This window comes from Pseudonocardia zijingensis (assembly GCF_042657305.1).
GTDB classification, from domain to species: Bacteria; Actinomycetota; Actinomycetes; order Mycobacteriales; family Pseudonocardiaceae; genus Pseudonocardia; species Pseudonocardia zijingensis.
The window spans coordinates 520,132-540,926 of the sequence record NZ_JBHSKO010000002.1 but is presented as its reverse complement, the minus strand read 5'-3'; the positions used below and the strand labels follow the sequence as shown (position 1 = coordinate 540,926).

Genomic DNA, 20,795 nt, shown 5'->3' with positions numbered 1-20,795 from the left:
CCGCTCCGGCGAGCCTCGCGGGCGGTTCAGACGTGGCGGCGGAAGGCGGGTTTGACGGGTCGCCCGCCCATCCAGGGGGTGGGGTCGCCGGCGTCGAGGGCCTTCTTGTAGACGGTGCAGGCTCCTGCGACGACGTCGATGGTGCGGTCGATGTCGTCGTGGGTGAGTGCGGCGCTGACGACGAACGAGGGTCCGATGATGCCGCCGGTGAGCAGTTGGCGGAGGAACAGGGTGCGGTAGGGCTGGGAGGGTTTGCCGTTGGGGTCGAGGGTGGCGAAGACGAGGTTGGAGGCTCGTCCGCGGATCTGGATGTGGTCGGCGACGCCGATGTCGGCGGTGACTTCGCGGACTCCGGTGGCGAGGTGGTCGCCGAGGGCGTGGAGTCGTTCGGTGGTGGCTTCTTCGAGGTAGGTGTCGATGACGGCCATGGCGGCGGCGAGGGAGTGGGTTTCGGCGCCGTGGGTGGTGGAGAGCAGGAAGACGCGGTCGTGGTCGGTGCGCAGCCCGCCGCGTTCCATGAGTTCGCGTTTGCCGGCGAGCGCGGAGACGGCGAATCCGTTGCCGAGGGCTTTGCCGAAGGTGGAGAGGTCGGGGGTGATGTCGTAGACGTGTTGTGCGCCGTGTTCGGACCAGCGGAATCCGGTGATCATTTCGTCGAGGACGAGGACGGCGCCGTGGCGGGTGGCGAGGTCACGGACGCCGTGGAGGTATCCGGCGGGTGGTTCGGTCTGGGTGGCGGCTTCGAGGATGATCGCGGCGATGTCGTGCTGGTCGAGCAGCGTCGACAGTGCGTCGAGGTCGCCGTAGGGGAAGCGGACGACGTCCTGGGTGGGGATGCCGGCTGACATGGGGGTGCCGGCGATGAACCAGTCGTCGGTGGAGAAGAAGGGGTGGTCGGCGCACAGTGCGATGGTGGTGCGGCCGGTGTGGGCGCGGGCCAGGCGTACGGCGGCGGTGGTGGCGTCGGATCCGTTCTTGGTGAACTTGACCATCTCCGCGGTGGGCACGGTGGCGAGGAAGCGTTCGGCGGCCTCCACCTCGATGGCGGCTGGCCGGACGAAGTTGGTGCCCTTGGTGAGCTCGGCGCGGACGGCGTCGAGGACGCGGGGGTGGGCGTGGCCGAGTGAGACGGCGCGCAGTCCGGAGCCGTATTCGATGTACCGGTTTCCGTCGACGTCCCAGACGTGGGCTCCCCGGCCGTGGCTGATGACGGGTGCGAGGTTCTCCGGGTACTGGTCGTCGCCCTTGGCGTAGGTGTGGGCGCCACCGGGCACCACTGCGTGCAGTCGCTCGTTCAGGGCGATGGAGCGGGGGAGCCACATCTCAGACGAACTCCAGTCGGGGGATCGGCACGACCAGGCGGGCGCCCCACTCGCGCGTGTAGGCGAGCTGCTGGGCGATCTCGGCGCGCAGGTTCCAGGGCAGGATCAGGATGTCGTCCGGTCGCACCTCGGCGAGCCGGGAAGGCGGGTGGATCGGGATGTGGGTGCCGGGCAGGTGCATCCCGTGCTTGTGCGGGTTGCGGTCCACCGTGAACGGGAGCAGGTCCTCGCGGATCCCGCAGTGGTTCAGCAGGGTGTTGCCCTTGCCCGGAGCGCCGTAGCCGGCCACCGTCCGGCCTGATCGTGCGGCCGTCAGCAGGAATTCGAGCAGGCCCGCCTTCACCTCCAGCACCTCGCCGGCGAACCCGGAGTGCCCGTCCACGGTGTGCAGGCCCGCGGCGCGCTCGTCCGCGAGCACCTTCTCCACCGCCTCGGACGGCGGGTGGGTGCCCGGCCGCGCGAGCACGCGCAGCGATCCGCCGTGGGTGGACAGCTCCTCGACGTCGACGACCGCGAGGTCGGCGGTCGCGAGGGCGGCCGCGGCCGTGCGCAGCGTGAAGTACGAGTAGTGCTCGTGGTAGATCGTGTCGTACTGCCTGCCCTCGATGAGCCGCAGCAGGTGCGGGAACTCGAGGGACACCGTCCCGCGGTCCGCGACGAGCGCGCGCAGCCCGCGCACGAAGTCGAGGAGGTCGGGCACGTGGGCGAGCACGTTGTTGGCCACCACGAGGTCGGCGGGGCCGTGGCGTTCGGCGATGTCGGTGCCGGTGCGTTCGCCGAGGAACACCGGCTCCGTGGGCACCCCGCGCTCCCGCGCCGCGTCCGCGACCCCGCCGCACGGCTCGACGCCGAGCACCCGGATCCCGCGCACGACGGCGTGCTGCAGCAGGTAGCCGTCGTTGCTCGCCGCCTCGACGACGAAGCTTCCCGGCCCGAGGTCCAGCCGGGCCGACATGTCCTCGACGAAGCGGCGGGCGTGGGCCACCCAGCTGTCAGAGTAGGACGAGAAGTAGGCGTAGTCGGCGGTGAAGATGTCCTCGGCCGCGACGAGTGCCGGCAGCTGCACGAGAAGGCAGCGCTCGCAGATCCGGACGTGCAGGGAGTGGAACGCCTCGGGCTCGTCGAGCTGGTCGGGGCGCAGGTAGCTCTCGCACGGCGGCGACATCCCGAGGTCGACGAAGGTGCGTGTGAGCGGCGCGGCGCACAGGCGGCACACGGGGTTCACCAGACGTCTCCTCGGGAGGTGGGACCGGACGTGGTCGCCCGCTGACTCGGCCGTCCGCCGGACCCCGTTACCCGGGCGGGCCGACCGGTACCGCCTGTAACAGCCGTCGTGAGAGGCCCGAGTAGAGCGTCGAAAACGATCGGTCCGGGTGTCGAGAGGGGTGCAGCGGGTGAAGGTCGTGCTCTTCTGCGGCGGCTACGGGATGCGCATGCGGGACGGGGCTTCGGACCTGCCGAAGCCGATGGTGCCGGTGGGCCCGCGCCCGCTGCTGTGGCACGTGATGCGGTACTACGCCCATTACGGGCACAAGGACTTCATCCTCTGCCTCGGTTACGGCGGGCACCACATCAAGCAGTACTTCCTCGACTACCAGGAGACCGGCTCCAACGACTTCGTCCTGCACGGCGGCGAGGTGCGGTTGCTCACCAGCGACATCTCCGACTGGTCGATCACGTTCGTCGACACCGGTCTCGCGTCGCCGATCGGGGAGCGGTTGCGCCGGGTGCGGCGCCTGCTGGAGGGCGAGGAGATGTTCCTCGCGAACTACGCCGACGTGCTCACCGACGCCCCGATCGACGCGATGGTGGACCAGTTCGCCGCGAACCCCGACGCCGTCGGCCAGCTCCTCGCGGTGCCGCCGCAGGCGGCCTTCCACGTGGTGGAGGTGGACGAGGGCAACCGCATCGAGGCGATCACCGCCTTGAAGGACATGCGGCTGCAGGAGAACGGCGGTTACCTGGTGCTGCGCCAGGAGGTGTTCGACTACCTGCCGGAGAACAGCGACCTGGTCGCCGACGCCTGCGCCGTGCTGGCGAAGGAGGGGCGGCTGGCCGCGTACTCGTACAGCGGGTTCTGGCAGCCCGCCGACACCGTGAAGGAACGGGTCGCGCTGGAGACCATGTACCAGGCCGGCGACACGCCGTGGATGCCGTGGCGCGCCGACGAGGGGATCGGCGGCGTGGCCGCGTCAGTCGGCTGACAGCCCCGCGGCCGGGGGCACCTGCGCCGCCCGGCGAGCGGGGAGGACACCGGCCAGCAGCCCGGCAGCGGCGGCGACGAGCACCACGGCGCCGAGCGACGGCCACGGGATCACCATGGTGGCGTGGGTGAGCGCCCGCTTCACGAACGTCTCGTAGCCGACCCACGCGAACCCGACGCCGATGGCTGCGCCGAGAACGGTGGCGACGACGGCCAGCAGTGCCGCCTCGAGGGCCAGCATCCGCCGCAGCTGACCGCGGGTGAGCCCGAGCGCGCGCAGCAGCGCGTGTTCGCGGGCGCGTTCGAGCACGGACAGCCCGAGGGTGTTCGCGATCCCGATCAGGGCGATCGCCACGGAGATGCCGAGCAGGCCGAGCGCTGCCGCGGCGAGGATGTCGCGCTCCTTGTCGGCCGCGGCCTGGGCCTGCAGCTGGTCCTCGAGGTCGGCGCCGGCCGCGTCCGCCAGCCCGTCGAGTGCCTCGGTGAGCGCGAGCGGGTCGGCGTCGTCGGCCGCGCGGACCCAGATGACCCGGGGTTCGGGTGCGTCGGTGAGCTGGGCCAGGGTCTCCGGCGCCACCAGGCCGGTCTGGCCCCAGCCGGGGAGGGCGATGACCCGCAGCCGCACCTCGCGGTCGCCCACGCGCACCGTGACCCCGTCACCGGGCCGGACGCCGCGCTCCACGAAGGCTCCCAGGTCGAGCAGGATCGTTCCCGGCTCCGCCCGGGCGGAGTTCCCGCCGTCGCGGGCCACCCGGGCCGCGTCCGGCGCCGTGAGCACCGGCATCGGGGTGCCGAACCCGGAGATCTCGGCCACGGCGCCGTTCACGGCGATGGCCTGCTCGACGCCGGGGGTGCGCCGCACCTGGTCGAGGAGCTCGGTGGTGACGGGCCGGTCGAGCGAGGTGAGCGCGGCGTCGACGGGGTGGTGCCTGGCGTTGACCTCGTCGATGCCGGCTCGCCAGGTGGCCATGCCGGTGAGCACCGCGGTGGTGAGGGTGATGCCCACCAGCAGGGCGGCGGTGGTGGCGGCGGTGCGGCGCGGGTTGCGCACGGCGTTCTGCGTCGCCAGCCGCGCGGCGGGGCCGAGCAGGGCACCGGTGATCCGGATCAGGCGGGGAACGAGCACCGGCCCGAACAGCAGCACCGCGCTGAACACCGCCGCTCCGCCGGTCAGCATGAGCACCGTGCTGTCGGCGACCATCGCCGCCGTGAGCAGGGCGAGCCCGGCGAGCAGCAGCAGCGTGGCCAGCGCCAGCCGGATCCGCCCGGTGGCCGTGTGCACGTCGACCGTGATCACCGGACGCAGCGCCGCCAGCGGGCTCACCCGCACCACGTGCCGGGTGGGCAGCCAGGAGGCGAGCACGGTGACGGCCACGCCGATGGCGAACCCGCCCAGCATCCAGGTCACGGGCGGCGCGGGGGCCGCCAGCGGGGTGGTGGGCGCGAAGGTGTTGATCACGGGCAGGAGGGCGTATCCCAGGCCGAGGCCTGTGAGTGTCCCGGCCAGCGACGCGAGCACGCCCACCGCGGCCGCCTCCCGGCGCACGGACCCCAGTACCTGCCGTCGGGTGGCGCCGACGCAGCGCAGCAGGGCGAAATCGCGCAGGCGCCCCGCGAACAGGATGGAGAACGTGTTCCCGACGACCAGGGCGGACACCACGAGCGCGACGCCCGCGAACAGCAGCAGCATCAACGCGATCAGGTCCGTGTCGTTGTTGAGCCCGGCCAGGCCGTCGCGGACGTACTGGACGGCCGTCCGCACCGCCATGCCTTCCGGGAGCGGGCCCGGGTCCCCGCGCACCGCCACGGCGCCCACGTGGAAGGTGGGTTGGTCGCGCCACTGCACGTACTGCGGCCACGCCACGTACATCGCTGCCTGGGTCCAGGTGGTGGGCGACAGCACGAGGCCGACCACCTCCAGGTCGGTCGCGGCGGTGCCGTCGCCGACCCGGATCCGGTCACCGATCTCGATCTCCTGGTCCTGCGCGGCCCAGATGTGCACCACCACCTCGCCCGGGCGTTCCGGGAAGCGGCCCGCGACGAGCTCCTGCCAGCGCAGCTCCTCCGCGGTGGCGACCGGCCCGACCGTCGTCGCACCCCGCTGCTCACCGGACCCGAGCGGGGTGCCGTCCTCCCGGCTCGCCGGCAGGTCGACCCGGCCGACCGCGGACGCGTTGTCGCCGAGGCGGTCGATGAGCGCGAGCGCGTCCGCCACGTCGAGCGTGCCGGGGCAACAGGGTGGGCCCGGCTCGGGGCCGTCCGCAGGCGCGTCGATGACGTAGTCGGCGTTGCGGAACGGGGAGCCCGCGTTCTCCATGAACCCGGCGCGGGCCCCCGCGGTCACCACCCCGATCACGACGATGAAGGCCACCGAGGCGGTCACCGCGACGACGGCGGCGACGTAGCGGCGGGCCTGGGTGCGCAGGGAGGCGAGCAGGACGGTGCGCATCAGGCGATCCGCCCGTCCTGCAGGGTGACCACCGCGTCGGCGTACCGCGCGGCGTCGTGGTCGTGGGTGACCACCACGACGGTCTGGCCGAGATCGCGCACCGACCGGCGCAGGTGCTCCAGCACCTCCGCCGAGGTGGTGCTGTCCAGGTTGCCGGTGGGCTCGTCGGCGAACAGCAGGTCCGGGCTCGTGATCAGGGCGCGGGCGATCGCGACCCGCTGCTGCTGGCCGCCGGACAGCTCCGCGGGCCGGTGGCCGAGCCGGTCGGCCACGCCGAGGGTCTCGGCGATCGCGTCTGCGCGCTCGCGCGTGGCGTCGTCGATCCGGGCGCCACCCAGCTCGAGCGGGAGCAGGATGTTCTGCTCCGCCGTGAGCATCGGCAGCAGGTTGAACGCCTGGAACACGAACCCGACGTGCTCGCGGCGGAACACCGTGAGGGCGTCGTCGTCGAGCGTGCCCAGGTCGGTGCCGGCCACGGTGACGGTGCCCCCGTCGGTGCGGTCGAGCCCGGCCAGGCAGTGCATCAACGTCGACTTCCCGGACCCGCTCGCCCCCATGATCGCCGTGAACCGGCCCCGGGGCAGGTCGAGGTCGACACCGCGCAGGGCGTGCACCTCGGTGTCGCCCCGGCCGTAGGTCTTGGTCAGTCCGCGCGCGCTGGCGGCCAGGCTCGGCCGAGCGGCGTGCGGGGGGTTGCCCAGCATCCTGGTCACTTCATCCTCGGATCTTGTGTGGGGTCGGCATACATGCGCGGGCAGCCGTCGCCGGCGGCCTCGGGGCGCAGTTCGTAGTGCCAGGGCTCGTTGCGGTAGACCTGGCACAGTCCGTGGTCGGCGCCGTGCTTCGCCAGCCACGTCGTGGCGGCGGTGGGCCCGATGTCGATCGCCTCTCCGGAGACGTGCGGGGAGGTGTCGGGGGTGGCCACCCAGCGAGCGGCCTCCTTCTTCGAGCCGTACTGCGAGATCGCCTCGTCGAGGAGGTGCTGCTGGTACTCGGGGGAGCGCCAGCCGCTGTTGACCACGAACTCGATCCGGTCGTCCGCGGCGTCGTCCGCGGCCTGCCGCAGGGCCGCGAGCAGATCCGGGTCGAGGTTGGCCACGGCCGGGATCCCGTCGTCGAAGACGGTCGTGCCGGCGGGCACTGCGCCGTCGGCCTCGCCGAGCGCACCTCCGTGGTCGCGGTCGTGGTCACGCTCGCGCTCCGGCGGCCGGTCGGGCGCCGCCGGGCTCGACGAGGGGGCGGCGGACGGTGCCGGCGGGGACACGGACACCCACGTCCGGTAGCCGACGGCCCCGGTCGCCGCCGCGATGACGACCACCGCGACGAGGAGGAGCCCCAGCAGGGCCGGAGGCCGGCTCGCGGTGTGGGGCGTACGCGAGTGGCGCCCATGACGGACCACCGCGATCGGCTGGGTCGGGTCGTCCCAGCCTCCGGCTCGCGGTCCCCGGGGTGCCGGGCGGGGCGGTGCGCTGGTGGTCATGCCCCCAGCGAAGGCGGTCCGGCGTTGCCGGAACGTATCCGGCTTTCGATATGCGGGCGATATGCGCCGGCTCGTAGCATCGAGGCCTTGTGCGCGTGTTGATCGTCGAGGACGAGCCCTACATGGCGGAGGCCATTCGTGACGGGCTGCGCCTGGAGGCGATCGCCGCCGACGTCGCGGGCGACGGCGACACCGCTCTGGAGCTGCTGGCCGTCAACTCCTACGACATCGCCGTGCTCGACCGCGACATCCCCGGGCCCTCGGGCGACGAGATCGCCGAGCGCATCGTGGCCTCCGGTACCGGCACGCCGATCCTCATGCTCACCGCCGCCGACCGGCTCGACGACAAGGCGTCCGGGTTCGAGCTCGGCGCCGACGACTACCTCACCAAGCCGTTCGCGCTCCGCGAGCTCGTGCTCCGGCTCCGGGCACTCGACCGCAGGCGCGCGCACAACAGGCCACCCGTGCGGGAGATCGCGGGCCTGCGGGTCGACCCGTTCCGCAGGGAGGTCTACCGCGACGGCCGGTACGTCCCGCTCACCAGGAAGCAGTTCGCCGTGCTCGAGGTGCTCGTGGCCGCCGAGGGTGGCGTCGTCAGCGCCGAGGAACTCCTGGAACGGGCCTGGGACGAGAACGCCGACCCGTTCACCAACGCCGTGCGCATCACCGTCTCGGCACTGCGCAAACGCCTGGGTGAACCGGGGATCATCGCCACCGTGCCCGGCGTCGGCTACCGCATCGAGGGGCAGAAGAGTGGATAGGGCGCCCGGGTTGAGCGTCCGGCTCAAGCTCACCCTCAGCTACGCCGGGATCGTCGTGCTCGCCGGTGCCCTGATGCTCGCCGCCGTGTGGGTGTTCCTCCTGCGCGGGGTCCCCGGAGTCAGGTTCGACAACCTCCACAACGTCCTGACCAACGTCTTCCTGCTCCAGGGGCGCGGGCCGCTCGTCTTCGCGCAGGCCGCGGTCCTCGGCATGCTGTTCCTGCTGGTGTTCGGGCTGGTGGCCGGGTGGGTACTCGCCGGCCGCATGCTCGCTCCGCTGTCCCGCATCACCGAGGCCACCCGCGAGGCCGCGCACGGATCGCTGTCGCACCGGATCCGGCTGCCCGGACGCCGCGACGAGCTCCGCGAGCTCGCCGACGCCTTCGACACCATGCTCGCGCGGCTCGAGTCGCACGTCGCCGAACAGCGCCGGTTCGCCGCCAACGCCTCCCACGAACTGCGCACCCCGCTGGCGATCACGCAGTCGCTGCTCGACGTCGCCCGCAACGACCCGTCCCGCGATCCCGGTGAGCTCGTCCACCGCCTCCACGCCGTCAACGCGCGGGCGATCGACCTCACCGAGGCGTTGCTGCTGCTCAGCCGGGCCGATCAGCGGTCCTTCACGCCGGAACCCGTCGACCTGTCCCTCCTCGCGGAGGAGGCCACCGAGACGCTCCTGCCCCTCGCGGAGAAGGCCGGTGTGGCCGTGGAGACCTCCGGAGTGACCACCCCCACCACGGGCTCACCCGCGCTCCTGCTGCAGCTCACCACCAACCTCGTGCACAACGCGATCGTCCACAACCTGCCCGACGGCGGCACCGTGCTGGTGGACACCGGCGTGCGCGACGCGACGGCCGTGCTCACCGTCGAGAACACCGGCGAGCCGCTCACCCAGGAGCTCGTCGCCACGTTGACCGAGCCGTTCCGGCGCGGCACCGACCGCGTGCGCACCGACCGCGCCGGCACCGACCACCCGGGCGTCGGCCTCGGCCTGGCCATCGTCGCGAGCATCACCCGGGCCCACGGCGGGACGCTCACCCTCACGCCCCGCCCCGGGGGCGGGCTCCGCGCCGCCGTGCGGCTGCCCGCGGAGCTCAGACGTGGCGGCGGAAGGCGGGTTTGACGGGTCGCCCGCCCATCCAGGGGGTGGGGTCGCCGGCGTCGAGGGCCTTCTTGTAGACGGTGCAGGCTCCTGCGACGACGTCGATGGTGCGGTCGATGTCGTCGTGGGTGAGTGCGGCGCTGACGACGAACGAGGGTCCGATGATGCCGCCGGTGAGCAGTTGGCGGAGGAACAGGGTGCGGTAGGGCTGGGAGGGTTTGCCGTTGGGGTCGAGGGTGGCGAAGACGAGGTTGGAGGCTCGTCCGCGGATCTGGATGTGGTCGGCGACGCCGATGTCGGCGGTGACTTCGCGGACTCCGGTGGCGAGGTGGTCGCCGAGGGCGTGGAGTCGTTCGGTGGTGGCTTCTTCGAGGTAGGTGTCGATGACGGCCATGGCGGCGGCGAGGGAGTGGGTTTCGGCGCCGTGGGTGGTGGAGAGCAGGAAGACGCGGTCGTGGTCGGTGCGCAGCCCGCCGCGTTCCATGAGTTCGCGTTTGCCGGCGAGCGCGGAGACGGCGAATCCGTTGCCGAGGGCTTTGCCGAAGGTGGAGAGGTCGGGGGTGATGTCGTAGACGTGTTGTGCGCCGTGTTCGGACCAGCGGAATCCGGTGATCATTTCGTCGAGGACGAGGACGGCGCCGTGGCGGGTGGCGAGGTCACGGACGCCGTGGAGGTATCCGGCGGGTGGTTCGGTCTGGGTGGCGGCTTCGAGGATGATCGCGGCGATGTCGTGCTGGTCGAGCAGCGTCGACAGTGCGTCGAGGTCGCCGTAGGGGAAGCGGACGACGTCCTGGGTGGGGATGCCGGCTGACATGGGGGTGCCGGCGATGAACCAGTCGTCGGTGGAGAAGAAGGGGTGGTCGGCGCACAGTGCGATGGTGGTGCGGCCGGTGTGGGCGCGGGCCAGGCGTACGGCGGCGGTGGTGGCGTCGGATCCGTTCTTGGTGAACTTGACCATCTCCGCGGTGGGCACGGTGGCGAGGAAGCGTTCGGCGGCCTCCACCTCGATGGCGGCTGGCCGGACGAAGTTGGTGCCCTTGGTGAGCTCGGCGCGGACGGCGTCGAGGACGCGGGGGTGGGCGTGGCCGAGTGAGACGGCGCGCAGTCCGGAGCCGTATTCGATGTACCGGTTTCCGTCGACGTCCCAGACGTGGGCTCCCCGGCCGTGGCTGATGACGGGTGCGAGGTTCTCCGGGTACTGGTCGTCGCCCTTGGCGTAGGTGTGGGCGCCACCGGGCACCACTGCGTGCAGTCGCTCGTTCAGCTCCGCCGACCTCGGCAGGGACCGGTCCGTCATGCGCGCACCTCCGTCGGCTGGGACGAACGCGACCATGATGGACCCGGCGCTACCGCCCACCCGATCGAGGTAACGCGCCCGGCACGCGCTCGATCACGAGTGCGCTGGTGAGCACCACGGCCACGGCCACGCAGAACCCGCCCACGGTGTCGGTGGGGTAGTGGATGCGCTCCGTGACGAGCGCGAGCGCCATCGCACCACCGGACACCACCGCGCCCGCGGCGATCAGGAGCGCGCTCGTGCTGGTGGCCGTGCGCAGCACGGAGATCAGCAGCAGCGCGGCCACGACGCCGAGAGCCGTGGCCCCGCCGGTGTGGCCGCTCGGGAACGCGAACCCGCCCTCGATCGTGCGCCCGACGATCGGCTTGAGCGTGGTGGTGGCGACCCCCGTGAGACCCGGACCGAGGATCGCCAGCACGGCGAGCCTGCGATGGCCGAGCGCCAGCGCGACGCCGGCGAGCAGCACCGCGAGCACCACGACCGAGACCGGGTTGCCGAGCAGGATCACGGTGTCGGCGGGCGCCGGGCCGCCGTCGACGATGCGCTGCAGGCGACGGTCGAGCCGGCCCGCGCTCGAGTCGTCCGCGTACCGCGCCGCGAACACACCGAAGACGAGGAGCGCGAGCACGGAGACGGCTGCGGCGGGTGCGCGCAGCCCGGGCGGGAGGATCGCCCGATCCGGACGCGGTGCGATGGCCGACACCCCGTCCAAACTACCGCGGAGCGCGCGTGCGCGATCGGCGATGATGGAGCGGTGCCGCGCTCCGTCGAGGTGTCGGACCGCGAGGCCGAGGTCCTCGCGGCCGTGGGCGCGCACCTGTCCAACGCGCAGATCGCCGGCCGGCTGCACCTGTCGGTGCGCACGGTCGAGGGGTACGTCTCGGCGCTGCTGCGCAAGTACGGGGTGGCCGACCGCAGGGAGCTGGCGGCGCTGGTGGGCCCGGACGCCGGCCCGGCGCCGCCGCCCGGCGGCCTGTCCGGGTTGCCCGCGGCGCGGACGTCGTTCGTGGGGCGCGCCGACGAGCGGGCGGCGGTGGAGGCCGCGCTCGCCGAGCACCGCCTGGTGACGCTCACCGGTCCGGGCGGGGTGGGCAAGACGCGGCTCGCGGGGGTGGTGGCCGAGGCCGCGGCGGCCGCCTTCCCGTTCGGCGGCGCGTTCGCCGACCTCGTGCCGGCCCGCGCCGACTCGGTGCCGCAGGCTGTGGCGTCCGCGCTCGGGGTGGCCGAAGGCCCCCAGCAGCCCCTCGACTCCGCCATCGCCGGGCGGCTGGCCCGCGGCCGGTCGCTGCTCGTGCTGGACAACTGCGAGCACGTCGTCGACGCGGTGGCGGAGCTCGTCGACCGGCTGCTCGCCGCCTGCCCCGGTCTCACGGTTCTCGCCACCAGCCGGGAGCGCCTCGCGGTGCCGGGCGAGCACGTGCTGGCGCTGCGCCCCCTGCCGGGGTCCGACGCCGAGCGCCTGTTCACCGACCGCGCCGCCGTGCCCGTCGACGCCGCCGCCGTCACGGACCTGTGTGCCCGGCTCGACGGGCTCCCGCTCGCGATCGAGCTGGCGGCGGCCCGCAGCGCGACGCTGGGCGCGCCCGGCCTGCTCACCGGGCTCGGGGACTACCTGCGCCTCCTCGCGGGCGGGCGCGGTCGCGAGGTGCGGCACCGCTCGCTGCGCGCCGTGATCGGGTGGAGCCACGACCTGCTCGATGCCGAGGAGGGTGCCCTGTTCCGCCGGTTGTCCGCGTTCGCGGGCGGCTTCGACCTGCCCGCCGCGGCGGCTGTGGGCGGCGTCGAGCCCGCGGTGGCCGCAGACGTGCTCGGCCGCCTCGTCGACAAGAGCCTCGTGGTGCACGAGCACGGCCGCTGGCGCCTGCTCGCGACGGTCCGCGCGGTGGCCGCCGACAAGCTGCGCGCGGCGGGGGAGACCGCGCAGGTGCGGGACCGGCACCGGGAGTGGGTCCTCGCCCGGGCCGAGGCGTTCACCGCGCCGACCCGCGCGGAGGCCGACCTCCTGCTCGACGACCTGCGCGAGGCGGCGGCGTCCTGCGCGCCGGGCCCCGACCCGCAGGCCCACCGGCTCGCGCGCTCGCTGGGGCGCCTCACCCGGGCCCGCGGGTTCCTGGCGGAGGCGCGCCGGCGCTACGAGCAGGCGGCCGGGCACGCGGGCAGCCCGGACGAGCGGGCCCGGGACCTGTGCGCGGCCGCCGAGTGCGCCGAGGTGGGGCACGCAACGGGAACCGCGTTCGACCTGCTCGTCGAGGCCGGTCGCGTCGCCGCCGACGGGAACGCGACGGCCACGGCGTGGGCCCGCGCGGTCGACCTGGCGTGCCGGTGCCCGGCGACCTTCGCCGTCGAGGTGCCCCACGAGCGGCTCCGCACGCTGCTCGCGGGCGCGCGCGCCGCCGGCGACCACGGCGACCCGGCCGTCGCCACCCGGCTCGCGATCGCGGCGGCCTGGAACGCGGCACCGCGGAAGCTCTCGCCCGACCGCGCGCTGGCCGAGGAGGCCGTGGCCGCGGCCCGGCGCTGCGGCGACCCGGTGCTGCTGAGCGCCGCGCTGGGGGCGCTGCGCGCCGCCACGGTGGAGGAGGGCCGGTTCCGCGACGCGTACCGGCTCTCGTCCGAGCGGCTGGAGCTCGTGCCGGCGCTCGACCCGGGCGCTCCCGGGGCCGCCGCCGAGGTCGAGGACGTGCTCGCGGTGGCGTGCGCCGACGCGGCGGCGATCGGGGAGATCGCCACGGCCGCGGCCGTCGCCGCCCGGATCCTCGACGCCGACCTGCACGGCGACGCGCCGCACCTGGCGGTGAGCACCGTGCTGCCCGCGCTCGTGCTGGCCGGGGACCTGGGGTGGGCGCGCCGCGAGTCGGAGGCGATGTGGGAGGGCTGGGAGCGCGCAGGCCGCCCGCCCGCGGTGTGGCTGCCCGTCGCGGCGCGGTTCGCCGCGCTCGCGTGGGGGCTGTCCGGCGACGCCGGGCGCGCGGCCCGGTGGGACGACCGCGCGGCGGAGGCGGGCACCGCGAACGCCTTCCACCTCCAGCACGCCCCGCTCGTCGTGTTCACCGCTGCCCGGGTGGCCGTGCACCTCGGCCGTCGTGTCGACGTGCCCGCGCCGTCGCCCGGCCGTTACCACGCCTACGCCGTCGCGGCCCGCGCCGAGCTCGCGGTCGTGGCGGGCCGGCCCGACGCGGCCGAGTGGCTCTCGGCAGCGGCGCCGGAGGCGGACGATCACCCGTGGGCGGCCGCGTGCCTCGCCCGTGCCACCGCCCGGCTGCACGGCCACCGGGAGGCGCTCGGGGCGGCCGCCGAGGCGTTCGGGCGGATCGGGGCGGAGTTCGAGCGCGCCGCCACGCTCGAACTCCTGCCCGGGGCACAGCCGGCACGTGGTGTCCCCGTGGCGGATGCGTGGTGAGCACGGGTCCGCGGGTGCGGTCCGGCGCGCCACGCTGCACGGCAACGACAGGAGGTTGTCATGCAGTGGACGCTCGAAGTGGTGCAGGTCCCGGTGGCGGACGTCGACCGCGCGAAGGAGTTCTACGCGCAGCGGCTCGGGTTCGCCGTGGACTTCGACGTGCGCGCCGACGAGGCGCACCGGTTCGTGCAGCTCACCCCGCCCGGGTCGGGCTGCTCGATCCAGCTGTCGGCCGGCTACGGGCACGACATGCCCGCTGGGTCGCTGCGCGGCCTCGTGCTGGTGGTCCCGGACATCCGCGCCGCCCACGCCCGGCTCGTGGAGCAGGGGGTCGAGAACGGCGGGGTGGTGGTCACGCAGGACGGCCAGTCGTTCCGCCCGGCCCGCGACGACGACGCCCTCGACAACGTCGGGTTCGTGCACTTCGCCGACCCGGACGGCAACCGGTGGTCGGTGCAGCAGATCAGCAGCCGGGCCCCCGCGGGCCACGACCTGTCCGTGACCCGCGTGCTCGACGTCCCGCCCACCGAGGCGTGGCGGGCGTGGACCGAGCCGGAGTTCGTCATGCGCTGGTGGGGGCCCACCGGCTTCACCGCGCCCCGGGCGGAGCTGGACGTCCGCGAGGGCGGCACGTCGCTGGTGACGATGCGCGCCCCCGCCGAGTACGGGGGCCAGGACTTCCACAACACGTGGACCTACCGCCGCGTCGTCCCGGCCGAGCGGCTCGAGTTCGAGCTCGACTTCACCGACACCGACCGCTCGCTGCTCCCCGCCGAGTCCCTCCCGCCCGGGGTACCGCGCGCCGTCCGGCACGTGGTGACCCTCCGGCCGGTCGAGGGGGAGCGCACCGAGCTGACCGTGCAGGAGTTCGGCTACGGCACCGCGGAGGCGCGCGACGTGTCCCGGGCCGGGCTCGAACAATGCCTCGACAAAATGGTGGCGATGTTCCGCAATCAGTGATCTCTCAGCTTCGGGTCACCGGAACGGACCAATCACCTCGTCTCGTCCGTACGCTGGGACGAGGACGCTGAAACCTGGTGTTCTCGCGCAGGGGGAGGGGCGGGTGTGAATCGCGTGCGGGGGATTCTGGTCGCGCTGCTGGTGGGGCTGAGTGCCCTCGCGGCGTGTTCGACGACTGCGCCCACGCCCTCCACCGGCACGCCCAGCGCCGAGGACTGCATCTCACCCGGCCAGCGCCCGTCGCCGGGCGACGTCGTGTGCTTCTCCGGCGAGCTGGACGAGCCGCTGGAGATCACCACGGGGGGCACGGACAGCGCCCCCATCACCTACCTCGGCAACGGCACGGTGGTCCCGGGCATCCGGGTGGACGCCGACAACGTCGTCGTCGACGGGTTCGTCTCGGACGGCGCCGACAGCACCGGGATCTGGGTGCGCGGCCGCAACATCACGGTGCAGAACAACACGATCACCCAGGTCAACTACGCGGGTGAGGACGTCGACGGGATCCGTTTCTTCGGCGACGGCACCAAGATCCTCAACAACCGGGTGTACGAGCTCGAGGGGTCCGACGACGTCGAGGACTCCCACGTCGACTGCATCCAGACGTTCGCCACCTCCGGTCCGGGCAGCTCGGACGTGGTGATCCAGGGCAACCGGTGCGAGGACATCCGGGCCCAGTGCCTGATGGCGGAGGGCCCGAACGACGAGGGCGGCTCCGGCGAGGGCGTCAGCCGCAACTGGCTGTTCGACGGGAACTACTGCGACTCGCACGCCGATGCGCAGTCCGTGGCGCTGGAGGACATCCAGGACGTCACGATCAGCAACAACGAGATGGTCGGGGAGGCCAACAAGGCCTTCGCGCTCGGCAAGGGATCCACCGGGGTCATCGTGCGGGACAACCGCATCGGCCCCGACTACGGGCGCGAGGTCGGGTTCGACGACCCGTCGGCGCAGGAGGGCTACCAGGGCCCGCCTGCTGATTAGGCACCGCGGAGCGCCGGTAACGCGCCGGAGCACCGCTACGAAAACAGCATGACGACCTGCGTTGACGGGGGAGGAGACGCTGGTGTCGGAGTTCGCACGCCGCATCGTGGTGGTGGGTACCGGGTACGTCGGGCTCACCACGGGTGCGTGTCTGGCGTCGCTCGGTCATCGGGTGATGTGCGCCGATGTCGACCGCGCCAAGGTGGAGCGGCTGCAGGCAGGCCAGATCGACATCCGGGAGCCCGGGCTCGCCGAGATGGTGGGGGAGATGCTGGCCGCGGGCCGGCTGTCGTTCGTCACGGGCGCGCGCGCCGCGCTCGACGAACTGCAGGCGGAGGGCACGCCGTGTGAGGTGCTCTTCGTGTGCGTGCCCACCCCGATGGGGATCGGGGGCATCGCCGACCTCAGCGCGGTCGAGGCCGTGATCGACGAGGTCCGCGAGGTGCTGCCCACCGGGGCCATCGTGGTGAACAAGTCCACGGTGCCCGTGGGCACGGGGGAGCGCACCGCGGAGCTCATCGACCGCCCGGACGTCGCGGTGGTGAGCAACCCGGAGTTCCTCCGGGAGGGCTCGGGCGTCTACGACTTCCTGCACCCCGACCGCATCATCGTCGGCTCCAACGCCCAGGACGCCGCGGAGCGCGTCGCGGCGCTGTACGCCCGGCTCGGCGCACCCACGGTGCTCACCGACCTGGCGAGCGCCGAGATGATCAAGTACGCGGCCAACTGCTTCCTCGCCACGAAGCTCTCCTACGTCAACGCCATCGCCGAGCTGTGCGAGCGGCTGGGCGCCGACGTCGCCGACGTCACCGAGGGCCTCGGCTACGACAAGCGGATCGGGCAGTCCTACCTCTCGCCCGGGCCCGGCTGGGGCGGCTCCTGCCTGCCCAAGGACACCGCGGCGCTGCTGCAGCTGTCCGACTCCGTCGACTTCGAGTTCCGGCTCCTGCGCGCGGCCATCGAGACCAACACCCGCCAGAGCAGGCGGATCGTCGAGAAGATCCAGTCCGCCGTCACCGGCAAGCGCAACGGGTCGCTGTCGCGCACCCGCATCGCGCTGCTCGGGCTCGCGTTCAAGGCGGGCACCAGCGACCTGCGCGACTCGCCCGCGATCGCCGTGGCCGCCCAGCTGCGCCAGGCGGGCGCGGAGCTCGTGGCCTTCGACCCCGCGATCCCGGCCGAGGACTCCTCGTTCGACGGCGACCTGCTCACCGTGGTCGACGACCCGTACGTGGCCGCCAAGGACGCCGACGCGATCGTGATCCTCACCGAGTGGCCGGAGTTCCGCGGTCTCGACTGGCCGCGCCTGTCGGCCGTGGTGCGCAAGCCGGTCGTGCTCGACACCCGCAACCTCGTCGACCCCGACGTCCTGCGCCGCGCGGGCTTCGACTGGACCGGCGTCGGGCGGGCCCCGCGCCCGGCCCTCAGCGGGAGCGCCGCCGATGCCTGAGGCACCGAAGGACGGCGAGATCGACCGGCTCGTCGTCCAGCAGTACGACGTCGGGCGCGCGGTCACCATCGGTGGCATCGACACCTGCATCCGCGGGGTGCTCGAATACGCGCCCGAGGGCGTCACGCTCGGCGTCGTCGGCATCGACGAGCTGGGCACGCCGGAGCGGAAGCTGGGTGTCTGGGAACGCCACCGCCGCGGTGATCGCGACATCTGGTTCCTGCCGGTCGCCCGCGTCGACACCACCAAGCCGAAGGGCCCGATCCCGCACTCGCTGCGGCTCGTGCTGGGGCTCCTGCGCCACCGGCGGGCGATCCCGAAGGTCAAGGTCGTGCAGGCCCACCGGGTCGACGTCGGCCTGTTCACGCGCCTGCTGTTCCGCAACCCGCTCGTGTACTGCATCCACACCCAGGAGCGCGGCCTGCTCGGGCCCACCTCCGACTCGTACTGGCGGTTCACCGGCAGCCTGCACGAGCGGCTCGACCGGGCCATCGCCCGCCGCGCCGAGCGGGTGCTCGTGTTCAACCCGGCCTACGCCGAGAAGGTGCGTCGCTGGAACCCGCGCACGGTCTCCGCGCCCACCTGGTACGACCCGGCGATCACCCGGCCCGCCGAGGGCACCAACCCGCACGCGGTGGTGTGGGTCGGTCGCCTGGAGACCCCGAAGGACCCGGCGCTGGCGATCCGCGCCTTCGCCCACCTGGTGCAGTCCGCTCCCGACGAGCCGTGGACGCTGGAGGTGATCGGGTCCGGCTCGCTGCGGCCCGAGCTCGAGCAGCAGATCGCGGCCCTGCCGGAGGACGTCGCGCGCCGCATCACGCTGCGGGGCCGGCTCGGGCCGGCCGACGTCGCCGAGGCGCGCAACCGGTCGGGCGTGTTCCTGATGACCTCGCACGCCGGCTACGAGGGCTTCCCGCGCGTGCTCGTGGAGGCCATGGCCACCGGCCTGCCCGCGGTGGTCACCGAGGGCGCCGACACCGGCGGCCTGGTCCAGGAGGGCGTGTCCGGGTTCGTGCGCGACCGCGACCCCGCCGGCCTCGCGGCCGCGATCCGCGACGCGCAGGGCCTCGACCGCACCAAGGTCGCGGCGGCCGTCGCCGACCTGTCCGCCCCCCGCGTGGTGCGGGACGTCTTCTTCGCGGCGGCGTGAGCGGATGAACGTCCTCGTCACAGGGGTCGCCGGGTTCGTCGGCAGCACGCTCGCCCGCAGGCTGCTCGCCGACGGGCACGACGTCGTGGGCGTCGACGCGCTCACCGACTACTACGACCCGCAGCTCAAGCGCGACAACCTGCGCGCCGTCGAACACCCCCGGCTGCGGCTCGTGGAGGCCGACCTCAACGCGATCGACCTCGCCGCCCTGCTGGCCGACGTCGAGGTGGTCTACCACCAGGCGGGCCAGCCCGGCGTGCGCAAGTCGTGGGGCACCGACTTCGACACCTACCTGCACGGCAACGTGGGCGCCACCCAGCGGCTGCTCGAGGCGGCGCTGCGGGCCCCGCGCCTGCACCGGTTCGTGTACGCCTCCTCCTCGTCGGTCTACGGCAACGCCCTGCGTTACCCCACCGAGGAGACCGACCGGCCGCAGCCGCTGTCGCCGTACGGCGTCACGAAGCTGGCCGCCGAGCACCTCTGCGTCCTGTACGCGCAGAACCACGGCCTGCCCACGGTGTCGCTGCGCTACTTCACCGTCTACGGGCCCCGGCAGCGGCCCGACATGGCGTTCACCCGGTTCTGCACCGCCGTGCGCGACGGCACCGAGATCTCGGTGTACGGCACCGGTGAGCAGGTCCGCGACTTCACCTACGTCGACGACGTCGTCGAGGCCAACGTCCGCGTCGCGGCAGCCGACGTTCCCGCGGGCAGCGTGTTCAACGTGGCCGGCGGCACCTCCACCACCGTCAACGAGGTCATCGAGCTGCTCGGGGAGATCTCGGGCCGCACCCCGATCGTCCGCAGGGGCGACCCGGTGCCCGGCGACGTCGAGCGCACCGGCGGGAGCACGGCCGCCATCGAGGCCGCCGTCGGCTGGACACCCACCGTCGCCCTGCACGACGGGCTCGCCGAGCAGTACCGGTGGGCCGCCTCCGTCTTGACATGATCGGCCGGTGAGGAAGGACCTGCACACCGCGGTAGCGGCGATCGTCGGCTCGCTGCCGGGGTTCACGCTCCCGTTCGTCGCGGCGCTCGTCCTCACCCCCGCCGCGTCGGACCTCCTGCTGCTCGCGCTGTCGGTGGCCATCACCGTGTCGGTGATCGTGAGCTCCGCCGTCGAGCTCACCACGATCGCCGAGTACGGCCGCGTGCTGGGCGGCGACCGCAACCCGGCACCCGACGCCCTGCGCGACTACCGGCGGCGGATCCTGCTGTTCGGCACCGCGCTGACGGTGCTGGTGGTGCCCGTCCTGGCGATCGCCTACGCCGCCGGATCCCCGGAGGCCGGCGAGTTCGCCGTGCTCGTGTGCGCCGTCGCGCCCGCCCCGATCCTCGCCTCGATCGCGAGCATGCTCTCCGGCGAGTGCATCGCCCGCGGCGCCCCCACCGTGCCGATCGCGGTGCAGGCGATGCGCACCCTGGCGCCCGCCGTGGTCCTCGCCCTCTGGTGGGATGCCCCGCTCGTCGTCGTCGCCGCGATGCTGCCCGTGGGGGAGGCCATCCGGGCGGTGATCCTCGCGGCCACCGCGCGCAGGCTGCGCGCCGAACAGGCCGGCGCCGAGGACGGCGCCCTCACCCCGTTCGGGCTGGTGGCGCAGGCCTCGTCGTCCGGGGTCACCCAGCTCGGCCCGGCCGTCGACCGCCTGTTCCTCTCCTCGTCCGGCGCCGGCGCGATCTCCAGCTACGAGATGGCCGACCGGCTCATGTACGCCGCATCGCAGTTCGTCAACATGGCGTTCCTGGTGCGCCGCGTCGGCGCGTGGGCCCGGCTCCCCACGATGGCCCCCGGCGAGGCGTCCGCGCTGCTCCGCCGCGACGGACGTGTGCTCGGCGCCGTCACGGCCGTGCTGACCGTCGGCGGGGCGCTGGTGTGCCTCGCCGGGCCCGCCACCGGCCTGCTGCCCGAGGGGTGGGGCCAGGGGTTCCTGTGGGGTGCGATCGCGATGCTCTCGCTCCCCGCGCACGTGTTCAACGTCGTCGGCACCCGCCTGCTCGTCGTGGCCCGCCGCCAGCGCTGGATGCTCGCGATCGCCGTCGCCACCGCCGTGCTCAACGCCGTGCTGGACGTGATCCTCTTCTTCCTCCTCGGCCCCATCGGGATCGTCGTGGCCACCGTGCTGCTGCGGTGGCTGATGGCCGGCGTCTACGTCGTGCTGCTGCGCACCGCCGTGCCGCAGACGATCGGGCGGGAGGCGGGCTGACTCGCTCCCGATGATCAGCAGCACTCCACGGTG

Annotated in this window: 17 protein-coding genes; 10 read left to right on the top strand and 7 right to left on the bottom strand. The window is 73.4% G+C overall.

Going from position 1 to position 20,795, the window contains the following annotated elements:
* Positions 1-26 precede the first annotated feature (26 nt).
* A complete protein-coding gene (locus ACFPL3_RS06730; RefSeq protein WP_379588554.1) occupies positions 27-1,322 on the bottom strand; it encodes a glutamate-1-semialdehyde 2,1-aminomutase in 1,296 nt (431 codons plus the stop codon).
* A 1-nt stretch (position 1,323) separates the two neighbouring features.
* On the bottom strand, positions 1,324-2,547 hold the full coding sequence (locus ACFPL3_RS06725) for a class I SAM-dependent methyltransferase (RefSeq protein ID WP_343939075.1): 1,224 nt from the start codon (positions 2,545-2,547) through the stop codon (positions 1,324-1,326).
* 169 nt (positions 2,548-2,716) lie between these two features.
* Between ACFPL3_RS06725 and ACFPL3_RS06720 the strand changes: the two genes are divergently transcribed.
* A complete protein-coding gene (locus ACFPL3_RS06720; protein WP_343939074.1) occupies positions 2,717-3,526 on the top strand; it encodes a sugar phosphate nucleotidyltransferase in 810 nt (269 codons plus the stop codon).
* Here the strand turns inward: ACFPL3_RS06720 and ACFPL3_RS06715 are convergent.
* Genes ACFPL3_RS06715 through ACFPL3_RS06705 form a run of 3 tightly spaced genes read right to left on the bottom strand, consistent with a single transcriptional unit; the run spans position 3,515 to position 7,454 of the window.
* Complete coding sequence (locus ACFPL3_RS06715) at positions 3,515-5,974, bottom strand: ABC transporter permease (RefSeq protein WP_343939073.1); 2,460 nt, start codon at positions 5,972-5,974, stop codon at positions 3,515-3,517. The two genes, ACFPL3_RS06720 and ACFPL3_RS06715, sit on opposite strands and share 12 nt — an antisense overlap.
* Complete coding sequence (locus tag ACFPL3_RS06710) at positions 5,974-6,678, bottom strand: ABC transporter ATP-binding protein (RefSeq protein ID WP_343939077.1); 705 nt, start codon at positions 6,676-6,678, stop codon at positions 5,974-5,976. Before ACFPL3_RS06710 ends, ACFPL3_RS06715 begins: the two co-directional genes overlap by 1 nt.
* A gap of 5 nt (positions 6,679-6,683) precedes the next feature.
* The gene (locus ACFPL3_RS06705; RefSeq protein WP_343939072.1) at positions 6,684-7,454 is read right to left on the bottom strand and encodes a M15 family metallopeptidase; all 771 of its coding nucleotides are present in this window, start codon (positions 7,452-7,454) and stop codon (positions 6,684-6,686) included.
* 89 nt (positions 7,455-7,543) lie between these two features.
* On the opposite strand from ACFPL3_RS06705, the gene ACFPL3_RS06700 reads away from it, so the two are divergent.
* Together ACFPL3_RS06700 and ACFPL3_RS06695 are read left to right on the top strand one after the other, a co-directional pair.
* Positions 7,544-8,215 carry a response regulator transcription factor gene (locus tag ACFPL3_RS06700; RefSeq protein WP_343939070.1) on the top strand — a complete coding sequence of 224 codons (672 nt, stop codon included), beginning with the start codon at positions 7,544-7,546 and terminating at the stop codon, positions 8,213-8,215.
* Positions 8,208-9,338, top strand: a complete 1,131-nt coding sequence (locus ACFPL3_RS06695) for a sensor histidine kinase (protein ID WP_379588552.1) — start codon at positions 8,208-8,210, stop codon at positions 9,336-9,338. The genes ACFPL3_RS06700 and ACFPL3_RS06695 overlap by 8 nt, the downstream gene beginning before the upstream one ends.
* Here the strand turns inward: ACFPL3_RS06695 and ACFPL3_RS06690 are convergent.
* Entirely contained in the window at positions 9,310-10,614 is a 1,305-nt protein-coding gene (locus ACFPL3_RS06690) for a glutamate-1-semialdehyde 2,1-aminomutase (protein WP_379588550.1), read from the bottom strand. The genes ACFPL3_RS06695 and ACFPL3_RS06690 overlap by 29 nt on opposite strands.
* Before the next feature lie 49 nt (positions 10,615-10,663).
* Positions 10,664-11,317, bottom strand: coding sequence for a phosphatase PAP2 family protein (locus tag ACFPL3_RS06685; RefSeq protein ID WP_343941997.1), 654 nt, complete (start codon positions 11,315-11,317; stop codon positions 10,664-10,666).
* A 51-nt stretch (positions 11,318-11,368) separates the two neighbouring features.
* Here ACFPL3_RS06685 and ACFPL3_RS06680 point away from each other — a divergent pair, with 51 nt between their 5' ends.
* The 7 genes from ACFPL3_RS06680 (at position 11,369) to ACFPL3_RS06650 (ending at position 20,762) form a co-directional block, all read left to right on the top strand.
* Positions 11,369-14,014 carry an ATP-binding protein gene (locus ACFPL3_RS06680; RefSeq protein ID WP_379588548.1) on the top strand — a complete coding sequence of 882 codons (2,646 nt, stop codon included), beginning with the start codon at positions 11,369-11,371 and terminating at the stop codon, positions 14,012-14,014.
* 60 nt (positions 14,015-14,074) lie between these two features.
* Entirely contained in the window at positions 14,075-14,974 is a 900-nt protein-coding gene (locus tag ACFPL3_RS06675) for an SRPBCC domain-containing protein (protein WP_343946534.1), read from the top strand.
* A 114-nt stretch (positions 14,975-15,088) separates the two neighbouring features.
* On the top strand, positions 15,089-15,958 hold the full coding sequence (locus tag ACFPL3_RS06670; RefSeq protein ID WP_343946535.1) for a right-handed parallel beta-helix repeat-containing protein: 870 nt from the start codon (positions 15,089-15,091) through the stop codon (positions 15,956-15,958).
* A gap of 82 nt (positions 15,959-16,040) precedes the next feature.
* Positions 16,041-17,408: a UDP-glucose dehydrogenase family protein gene (locus tag ACFPL3_RS06665; RefSeq protein WP_379588544.1), complete on the top strand. Its 1,368-nt coding sequence runs from the start codon at positions 16,041-16,043 to the stop codon at positions 17,406-17,408.
* Positions 17,401-18,558 (top strand): glycosyltransferase, encoded by a 1,158-nt coding sequence (locus tag ACFPL3_RS06660; RefSeq protein WP_343946536.1) that lies wholly within the window; start codon positions 17,401-17,403, stop codon positions 18,556-18,558. Before ACFPL3_RS06665 ends, ACFPL3_RS06660 begins: the two co-directional genes overlap by 8 nt.
* Positions 18,559-18,562: 4 nt before the next feature.
* The gene (locus ACFPL3_RS06655) at positions 18,563-19,507 is read left to right on the top strand and encodes an NAD-dependent epimerase/dehydratase family protein (protein ID WP_343946537.1); all 945 of its coding nucleotides are present in this window, start codon (positions 18,563-18,565) and stop codon (positions 19,505-19,507) included.
* 7 nt (positions 19,508-19,514) lie between these two features.
* Positions 19,515-20,762 (top strand): polysaccharide biosynthesis C-terminal domain-containing protein, encoded by a 1,248-nt coding sequence (locus ACFPL3_RS06650; RefSeq protein WP_343946538.1) that lies wholly within the window; start codon positions 19,515-19,517, stop codon positions 20,760-20,762.
* The last annotated feature ends 33 nt before the right edge of the window (positions 20,763-20,795 follow it).

Excerpts from the sequence above, each read along its gene's own strand:
- ACFPL3_RS06660 (WP_343946536.1), top strand. The coding sequence starts at position 17,401 with ATGCCTGAGGCACCGAAGGACGGCGAGATCGACCGGCTCGTCGTCCAG.
- ACFPL3_RS06675 (WP_343946534.1), top strand. The coding sequence starts at position 14,075 with ATGCAGTGGACGCTCGAAGTGGTGCAGGTCCCGGTGGCGGACGTCGAC.
- ACFPL3_RS06730 (WP_379588554.1), bottom strand. The coding sequence starts at position 1,322 with ATGTGGCTCCCCCGCTCCATCGCCCTGAACGAGCGACTGCACGCAGTG.
- ACFPL3_RS06655 (WP_343946537.1), top strand. The coding sequence starts at position 18,563 with ATGAACGTCCTCGTCACAGGGGTCGCCGGGTTCGTCGGCAGCACGCTC.
- ACFPL3_RS06710 (WP_343939077.1), bottom strand. The coding sequence starts at position 6,678 with ATGCTGGGCAACCCCCCGCACGCCGCTCGGCCGAGCCTGGCCGCCAGC.
- ACFPL3_RS06705 (WP_343939072.1), bottom strand. The coding sequence starts at position 7,454 with ATGACCACCAGCGCACCGCCCCGCCCGGCACCCCGGGGACCGCGAGCC.
- ACFPL3_RS06715 (WP_343939073.1), bottom strand. The coding sequence starts at position 5,974 with ATGCGCACCGTCCTGCTCGCCTCCCTGCGCACCCAGGCCCGCCGCTAC.
- ACFPL3_RS06690 (WP_379588550.1), bottom strand. The coding sequence starts at position 10,614 with ATGACGGACCGGTCCCTGCCGAGGTCGGCGGAGCTGAACGAGCGACTG.